General features: G+C 64.7%; 7 protein-coding genes and 1 pseudogene. 6 read left to right on the plus strand and 2 right to left on the minus strand.

Annotation, left to right across the window (positions count from 1 at the left end; translation table 11 throughout):
* Nucleotides 1-143: 143 nt before the first annotated feature.
* A complete protein-coding gene (locus AC629_RS22395; protein WP_084807145.1) occupies nt 144-1,502 on the minus strand; it encodes a histidine kinase in 1,359 nt (452 codons plus the stop codon).
* Nucleotides 1,503-1,712: 210 nt separating this feature from the next.
* On the opposite strand from AC629_RS22395, the gene AC629_RS22400 reads away from it, so the two are divergent.
* Together AC629_RS22400 and fghA are read left to right on the plus strand one after the other, a co-directional pair.
* Nucleotides 1,713-2,333 (plus strand): response regulator, encoded by a 621-nt coding sequence (locus AC629_RS22400; RefSeq protein ID WP_084807146.1) that lies wholly within the window; start codon nt 1,713-1,715, stop codon nt 2,331-2,333.
* Between the two features lie 79 nt (nt 2,334-2,412).
* Nucleotides 2,413-3,259, plus strand: a pseudogene (gene fghA, locus AC629_RS22405) (S-formylglutathione hydrolase).
* Between the two features lie 166 nt (nt 3,260-3,425).
* Here fghA and AC629_RS22410 read toward each other — a convergent pair.
* Nucleotides 3,426-3,998, minus strand: coding sequence for a DUF3280 domain-containing protein (locus AC629_RS22410; RefSeq protein WP_143199353.1), 573 nt, complete (start codon nt 3,996-3,998; stop codon nt 3,426-3,428).
* 60 nt (nt 3,999-4,058) lie between these two features.
* On the opposite strand from AC629_RS22410, the gene AC629_RS22415 reads away from it, so the two are divergent.
* From AC629_RS22415 to AC629_RS22430, 4 genes are all read left to right on the plus strand, one after another.
* The gene (locus AC629_RS22415; RefSeq protein ID WP_084807147.1) at nt 4,059-5,240 is read left to right on the plus strand and encodes a lanthanide ABC transporter ABC transporter substrate-binding protein PedA1; all 1,182 of its coding nucleotides are present in this window, start codon (nt 4,059-4,061) and stop codon (nt 5,238-5,240) included.
* A 22-nt stretch (nt 5,241-5,262) separates the two neighbouring features.
* Nucleotides 5,263-6,231: a YVTN family beta-propeller repeat protein gene (locus AC629_RS22420; protein ID WP_084807148.1), complete on the plus strand. Its 969-nt coding sequence runs from the start codon at nt 5,263-5,265 to the stop codon at nt 6,229-6,231.
* Nucleotides 6,228-7,034 (plus strand): lanthanide ABC transporter ATP-binding protein PedB/LutE, encoded by an 807-nt coding sequence (locus AC629_RS22425; RefSeq protein WP_084807149.1) that lies wholly within the window; start codon nt 6,228-6,230, stop codon nt 7,032-7,034. The genes AC629_RS22420 and AC629_RS22425 overlap by 4 nt, the downstream gene beginning before the upstream one ends.
* The coding region (locus AC629_RS22430; protein WP_349531185.1) for an ABC transporter permease at nt 7,031-7,347 on the plus strand (317 nt) is incomplete at its 3' end. The genes AC629_RS22425 and AC629_RS22430, both read left to right, overlap by 4 nt.

Raw genomic sequence — 7,347 nt, forward strand, 5'->3', positions numbered from 1 at the left:
CACCGGCTGTTTTGATTTTCGCCGTTTTGGTTGAGATGAGTGTAATCGGCAGCAGCTCACGCGCCAGCCACAAAAGGTCGGGCCGTATCGGCACCCGTTTTCCCGACCAGATCGGGAATTTTTCCCGATCGCATTCCGCACGCTCAGGCCGCCGGCGTCGGAACCAGCGCCTCGACCGTAAGGCCGCCATCGCCGGAGACGACGTTGAGCGTGCCGCCCAGCGCCAGAATGCGCTCGCGCATGCCGACGAGGCCGAAGCCGAGCTTCTGGCCCTGCTCCATGCCTCGGCCATTATCGCTGATCCGCACCCGGGCACAGCCGCGACCGTCGCGCCCCAGCTGTTCCGCCGGTTCGATGACGACATTGACCGAGGTCGCGCCTGCATGGCGGAACACGTTGGTGAGCGACTCCTGCACGATGCGATAGATGGTGAGGTCGGCGGTCTCGCCGGTGAGCCCAAGCGCCGGCGAGATCGTGGTTTCGATTCTGACATCGGGATACGACTCCCGCCACAGCCGCGACAGCGATTCCAGCGCCTGACGCAGGCCGAGCTCGGCAAGGCCTACGGGCCGGAGGCGCTCCAGCACCCGGCGATTGAACTGCTGGAGTGCGTTGATCTGCTCCATCATGGCATTGCCATGTTTTCGCACGGCGTCGGCACTCGGGGCTCGTCCGTCCGCCAGTTTCGCCAGCGCACTGGCATGGGCGCGCAGCGAGAACAGATACGGCCCGAACTCGTCGTGCAGCTCGCGCGCGATCTCCTTGCGCTCGACGTCCTGGAGCGACACCGCGCGTTCGGCAAGGCGCCGCTTATCCTCGACCGCCTTTCCGAGCGTCGCCGCAAGATGATTGAGCTTGGTGCAGATCGCGGCGAGCTCAGGCGCGCCGCCCGGCTTAACGCGCGCCTCATAGTGCCCGCCCTCGATCTCGGCCATGGCTTGCGCCAATGATTGCAGCGGGGTGAGCGCGCGGCCGACCACTGTCATCATCACCAGGAACAGCACGAGAGCGATCACCGAGCCGACCTCGAGCTGCGTCACGATACTATCCCAGATCTCGGCAATCTCGTCATTGGGGTGCGAGGTGATTACGAGCGAGCCGGGCTTGCCGTGGATCGAGACGGGCACGCTCACCGCGGTCTGCTCGGGATGGACCAGGCTGACGAACCAGGCCGGCGGCCCGCGCACCTCGTCATCGGCCTCGGTGCGCGGCGGCGTCAGCGGGTTCCCGCCGGCGTCCCGAAGCGCGATGCTGACATGGCGCAGACGGCTGAGATCACGCGCGATCTGATTCAGCCTGGCATCCGGATCGGGGGCCTCGTTGAGATCCGCCACGATCATCTCAATGAACTCGCGCGCGAGCCGGATCACGCTCTGGTCCTCGGCCTGCACGCGCGGCCCGGCTTCCGCAACCTGGCGGCCGATATTGACGGCGAGCCCGAGCGCCAGCAGCAGCGCCAGCAACAGGTTGATGCGCACGCGCAAGGATAGATTTTGCCACATTGGTGCCGCCTGTGCCTCGCGAAGGTTGGCCCGCACCTGTCCGATGACGTTGACAGAGACGAAGCGCCCGATATCTAATCGGAAGCGTACAGCAAACCCGGCCGGGTTGCATGACCCGACATGAGACACACTCGTGTTGCTCGTTCGGCATCATGCGGCGGAAAAACAGGCAAGTTCTATCACGGGGAAGCGCTGTCACGGGGAACGCCTATGCGCATTCTGATCGTCGACGATCATCCTATCGTCGCCTCCGGCTGCCGTGCCGTGCTGGCCGACGAGGGCGAGATCGAGATCCTGGAGGCCGCCGACGCCGAAGACGGCGAAGGCGTGTTCATTGTCGAGCGCCCCGACCTCTGCATCATCGACATCAACCTGCCGACCGTCTCCGGCTTCGAGCTCGCACGCCGCATCCTCGAGCGGGCGCCCGAGGCCCGGATCATCATGTTCAGCATGAACGACGACCCCGCCTTTGCCGCACGCGCGATCGAGTGCGGGGCCAAGGGCTACGTGTCCAAGACCGGCGATCCCGATGATCTCGTCGAGGCAATCCGCACCGTCGGAGGCGGCGGCACTTATCTGCCGAGCGCGATCGCGCGTAGCATTGCCTTTGCGGGACCGGCGCTCGCGCAAAATCCGCTGTCCAAGCTGAATGCGCGCGAGATGGAGATCCTGCGACTGCTCAGCGCCGGAAAGAGCCTGTCCGAGATCGCCTGGCTGGTGCAATCGTCGTACAAGACGGTGGCCAACACTTCCTCGATCATGCGACAGAAGCTAGGCGTGAAGACCTCGGTCGAGCTGGTGCGGCTGGCGATCGACAGCGGCGTTGCCTGACGAAGCGCACCGGCCGCCACAAATTCGGTACACAAACGTTGCAATGTAGATGTGGCCAGGTGCCACGGAGCGTGAAGGCATGACGACTCAGACTGTCTCGACCAATAAATCCTATGGCGGCGTCCAGGGCGTGTATCGCCACGCGAGCCAGGCGACCGGAACCGACATGGTGTTCTCGGTCTATGTTCCGCCGCACCCGGATGGCGTCAAGTTGCCCGTGGTCTGGTATCTGTCCGGGCTTACCTGCACGCATGCCAACGTCACCGAGAAGGGTGAATTCCGCAAAGCCTGTGCCGAGCTCGGCCTGATCTTCGTGGCGCCCGACACCACGCCCGCGCGGGCCCGACGTGCCCGGTGATGCCAACAACGCCTATGATTTCGGCCTGGGAGCCGGCTTCTATGTCGACGCGACAGAGCAGCCGTTCGCACGCAATTATCGCATGTGGAGCTACGTCACCGACGAGCTGCCGAAGCTCGTGGCGGAGAACTTTCCGGTCGATGCCAGGCGGCAATCGGTGATGGGCCATTCCATGGGCGGCCATGGCGCGCTGACGGTGGCGCTGCGCAACCCGCACCGCTATCGCGCGGCAAGCGCCTTCGCGCCGATCGTGGCGCCGTCGCAGGTGCCCTGGGGCATCAAGGCGCTGACCGGCTATCTCGGACCCAACAAGGATGCCTGGCGCAACCATGACACGGTGGCGCTGATCGAGGACGGCGCGAAGTTCTCCGGCTTCCTTGTCGATTACGGTGATGCCGACAATTTCCTGAAAGAGCAGCTCAAGCCGGAGCTGCTGCAGGCGGCCTGCACCAAGGCCAACCTCCCGCTGACGCTGCGGCGGCAGGCGGGCTACGACCATAGCTACTATTTCATCTCGACGTTCATGAGCGACCATTTGCACTGGCACGCGGCGCGGCTGACGGCGTGACACCGGCCTCTCCTCCCCCTCTCCCCGTTGTTACGGGGAGAGGGCTGGGGTGAGGGGCTGCTTCTGCAAAGGCGGTGAAAGACGGACCTCGCAGAGACTCCCCCTCGCCCGTAACTTGCTTGCGCAAATTCCGGCCTCTCCCCGCACGCGGGGAGAGGCGAAAAACCTACTGCGGCTTCCCGTAATTCGGCGCCAGCAACCGGTTGCGGATCAGATAGCTCATGGTGCGCGACCAGGATTCGTCGGTGTTGCCGCGCATGTCGGCGCTGGCGGCGGTGATCATGTTGCCGGTCTTCACGTCGCGCAGGTAGATGTTGAGGTTGATGATCAGGTCCGAGACCTTCTGCACCACGCCGGTGATCTCGAGATCAGCGCCGAGCTGCCCGGCGAGCTTGAGGTCGCAGCCGCCGCAGGCCTGCAGATTGGCGTGACGGGCGGCATCCCGGACAGGTGCGATATCGAGCACCTGGAACCGGCCTGAGTCGGTCAGTTCCTTGCGCAACTGCTCGCTGATGCGCTCCAGCCGCGCCTCTTCAGGCTTGGAGCCATAGAACTCGCCGGGCAGGCTGGTGTCGACCAGCTCGAAATCGAACACCGCGAGTTTCGGCGGGTCGGCGAACGCGGCCGAACCCATCAACAGCAAAACGATAATCGATAGCAATGCTCGCATGATCGTGATTCCGGCTCGTCGCGTCGCGACGACCAAATGCGGGGTTGCAAGCCCGGCCAAATCGGTCATGCTTTAGCAGAGACAATTCTCCACCGGCGGTCAAGCCGGGGGGGATCGTCAGGAGGAAACATGATCCGATGGTTGGCCGGCCTGATCGGCTTCGGTCTGGTTGCGACGCAGGCATGCGCGGCCGACCCAGTCACGATCGGCGTCGGCTATCTCGGCGTCGCCGGCACCAGATCGACGCTGTCGCTGGTCGAGCAGCCCGCGGAGAATGACGGCGTTGCCGGGGCCAAGCTCGCGATCGAGGACAACAACACCACGGGCAAATTTCTCAACCAGCGCTTTACGCTGGAAGAACGCCGCATCAAGGAGAGCGAAGATCCGGTCCAGGCTGCGACCGCGCTCGCCGAGCACAACAGCTTCATCGTCACCGACCTGCCGCCCGATGCACTACTGAAGGTCGCAGATGCCTTGCGCGACCGCGGCACGCTGCTGTTCAACGCCGGTGCGATCGACGAGCGGCTACGCGAGGCCGATTGCCGCGCCAACGTCATCCACACCGCCCCGACACGATCGATGCTGGCGGATGCGCTCGGCCAGTATCTGGTGTGGAAGCAGTGGAAGCGCTGGCTGCTCGTGGTCGGCTCGCATGACGAGGACAAGCTGTTCGCCGATGCACTGAGGCGCACCGCGACGCGGTTCGGCGCCAAGATCGTGCAGGAGCGCACCTTCGAGGACAAGGGCGGCGCGCGCCGCAGCGATAGCGGCGTCACGCTGATCCAGCGCCAGATGCCCGTGTTCACACAGCAGGCGCCCGCCTACGACGTGCTCGTCGCCGCCGACGAGAGTGAGGTATTCGGCGCTTATCTGCCCTATCGCACCTGGGATCCGCGTCCCGTCGCCGGCTCGGCCGGCCTCGTGCCGCGAAGCTGGGATGCGGCGCAGGACCAGTGGGGCGCGATCCAGATGCAGAACCGCTTCATCAAGCTGAACTCGCGGCGGATGACCGCGCTCGACATGCAGGTATGGACGGCAGTGCGGATGATCGGCGAAGCGACCTCGCGCACAAATTCAGGCGACATCAGGAAGGTGACGGACTTCATCAAAGGCCCGGATTTCTCGATCGCCGCCTTCAAGGGCACGCGGCTGACCGTGCGCGACTGGAACCTGCAGCTCCGCCAGCCGATCCTGCTGGTCGACGGCCGCATGGTGGTGTCGGTGTCGCCGCAGGAAGGGTTTCTGCACCAGGTCTCGGAGCTCGACACGCTCGGCTATGACCGCCCGGAGAGCAAATGCAAGCTGAAGTGAGGGCATTTAAGTGAAGACTTGGATGTTGCGCGTGTGGCGTGTGGGGTTGCTGTCCGGGCTCGCGCTCGCGGCGGCACCCGCGCACGCGTTCATCGCCTATGTCTCGAACGAGAAGGGCAACACGGTGTCCGTGATCGACACCGAAAGCTGGACGGTGACCAAGACCATCAAGGTCGGCCAGCGCCCGCGCGGCATCGAGTTCACGCGCGACGGCAAGTTCGTGATGGTCGCGGTCGGCGACGACGACACCATCCAGGTGATCGACGCCAAGACGCAAGCTGTGGTGGACACCCTGCCCTCCGGCCCGGACCCCGAATTGTTCACCCAGGATGCCGCCGGCAAGGTGCTCTATGTCGCCAACGAGAACGACAACACGGTGACCGTGATCGACCTCGAAAAGCGCGCACGTCTCGGCGACATCCAGGTCGGCGTCGAACCCGAGGGCATGACCATCAGCCCCGACGGCAAGACGCTGATCAACACGTCCGAAACGACCAACATGGCGCATTTCATCGACACCAGTTCGCGCCAGATCGTCGCCAACGTGCTGGTCGACGCGCGGCCACGCTTTGCCGAGTTCAAGCACGACGCTTCCGAATTGTGGATATCCTCGGAGATCGGCGGCACCGTCTCAGTCATCGATCCCGTAAAGCACGAGGTGATCGGCAAGGTCACGTTCGAGATACCGGGCCTGCGCCGCGAGGCGATCCAGCCGGTCGGCATCGGCATGACCAAGGACGACAAGACCGCCTTCGTCGCACTCGGCCCCGCCAATCGTATCGCCGTGGTCGATACCGCGACGCGCAAGGTGACGAAATATCTTCTGGTGGGACAGCGCGTCTGGCACATGGCGTTCACGCCGAACGAGAAATACCTGCTCACGACCAACGGCGTGTCGAACGACGTTTCCGTCATCGACGTCGGCGCGCAAAAAGTGATCAAGACCATTCAGGTGGGCGAACTGCCCTGGGGCATCACGATCGCGCCATGACCAGCCCTGCTCCCATCGCCGAACAACGGGAAACGCCAAAGCATGATCCGGCAGCGGTGCCGGCGCTCGCGATTGACGGCGTCAGCCATGCTTACGGCCCGCGCCGGGCGCTGATCGACGTCTCCTTCAACGTGCAGCCTGCGAGCTTCACCGCGTTGCTCGGCCTCAATGGCGCGGGCAAGAGCACGCTGTTCTCGCTCGTCACGCGCCTGTTCGGCATCCAGTCGGGCCGCGTCGGCATTTTCGGACACGACATCAGCCGTGCACCCGGCGAGGCACTGCGGCTGCTCGGCGTCGTGTTTCAGCCGCGCACGCTCGATCTCGATCTGTCGCTGACTCAGAACCTGCTCTATCACGCCGCGCTTCACGGCATCAGCCGGCGCGAGGCCGCCGCGCGCAGCGCCGAGTTGCTCGGCCGCATCGGGCTTGCCGACCGCGCCGGCAGCAAGGTGCGCGATCTCTCCGGCGGGCAGATGCGACGGCTGGAGATCGCGCGGGCGCTGCTGCACCGGCCGCGCCTGTTGCTGCTGGATGAGCCGACCGTCGGTCTCGACGTCAAGGCGCGCGCCGACATCATCAGCCATGTCCGCCAGCTCGTGACCGAACAAGGCATCGGCGTGCTCTGGGCCACGCATCTGTTCGACGAGATCATGGCCGGAGACGACCTCGTGGTGCTGCACCAGGGCAAGGTTCTGGCGCAGGGGCCGATGAGCCGCGTCATCACGGAAGCCGGCGCGCAGGACGTCAACACCGCCTTCATGCGCCTGACCGGCGCGCAGACCATCCCGGGAGGCGGCGCATGAGCAGCATCACCACGCGCGACGCGCCGCGCGGTTTCTCGTTACAGGAGTACATGACGTGCCTCACCGGCATCGTCTGGCGCGAGGGCTTGCGCTTCCTGCATCAACGCGAGCGTTTCGTCTCGGCGCTGGTAAGACCGCTGGTGTGGCTGTTCATCTTCGCCGCCGGCTTCCGCCAGGTGCTCGGCATCTCGATCATTCCGCCCTACGAGACCTACATCCTTTACGAGGTCTATATCGCGCCCGGGCTGATGGCGATGATCCAGCTCTTCAACGGCATGCAGTCCTCGCTCTCGATGGTCTATGACCGCGAGAT

This window comes from Bradyrhizobium sp. NAS80.1, from assembly GCF_001908205.1.
Lineage (GTDB): Bacteria > Pseudomonadota > Alphaproteobacteria > Rhizobiales > Xanthobacteraceae > Bradyrhizobium.

Excerpts from the sequence above, each read along its gene's own strand:
- AC629_RS22395 (WP_084807145.1), bottom strand. The coding sequence starts at position 1,502 with ATGTGGCAAAATCTATCCTTGCGCGTGCGCATCAACCTGTTGCTGGCG.
- AC629_RS22410 (WP_143199353.1), bottom strand. The coding sequence starts at position 3,998 with ATGACCGATTTGGCCGGGCTTGCAACCCCGCATTTGGTCGTCGCGACG.
- AC629_RS22420 (WP_084807148.1), top strand. The coding sequence starts at position 5,263 with ATGTTGCGCGTGTGGCGTGTGGGGTTGCTGTCCGGGCTCGCGCTCGCG.
- AC629_RS22415 (WP_084807147.1), top strand. The coding sequence starts at position 4,059 with ATGATCCGATGGTTGGCCGGCCTGATCGGCTTCGGTCTGGTTGCGACG.
- AC629_RS22400 (WP_084807146.1), top strand. The coding sequence starts at position 1,713 with ATGCGCATTCTGATCGTCGACGATCATCCTATCGTCGCCTCCGGCTGC.
- AC629_RS22425 (WP_084807149.1), top strand. The coding sequence starts at position 6,228 with ATGACCAGCCCTGCTCCCATCGCCGAACAACGGGAAACGCCAAAGCAT.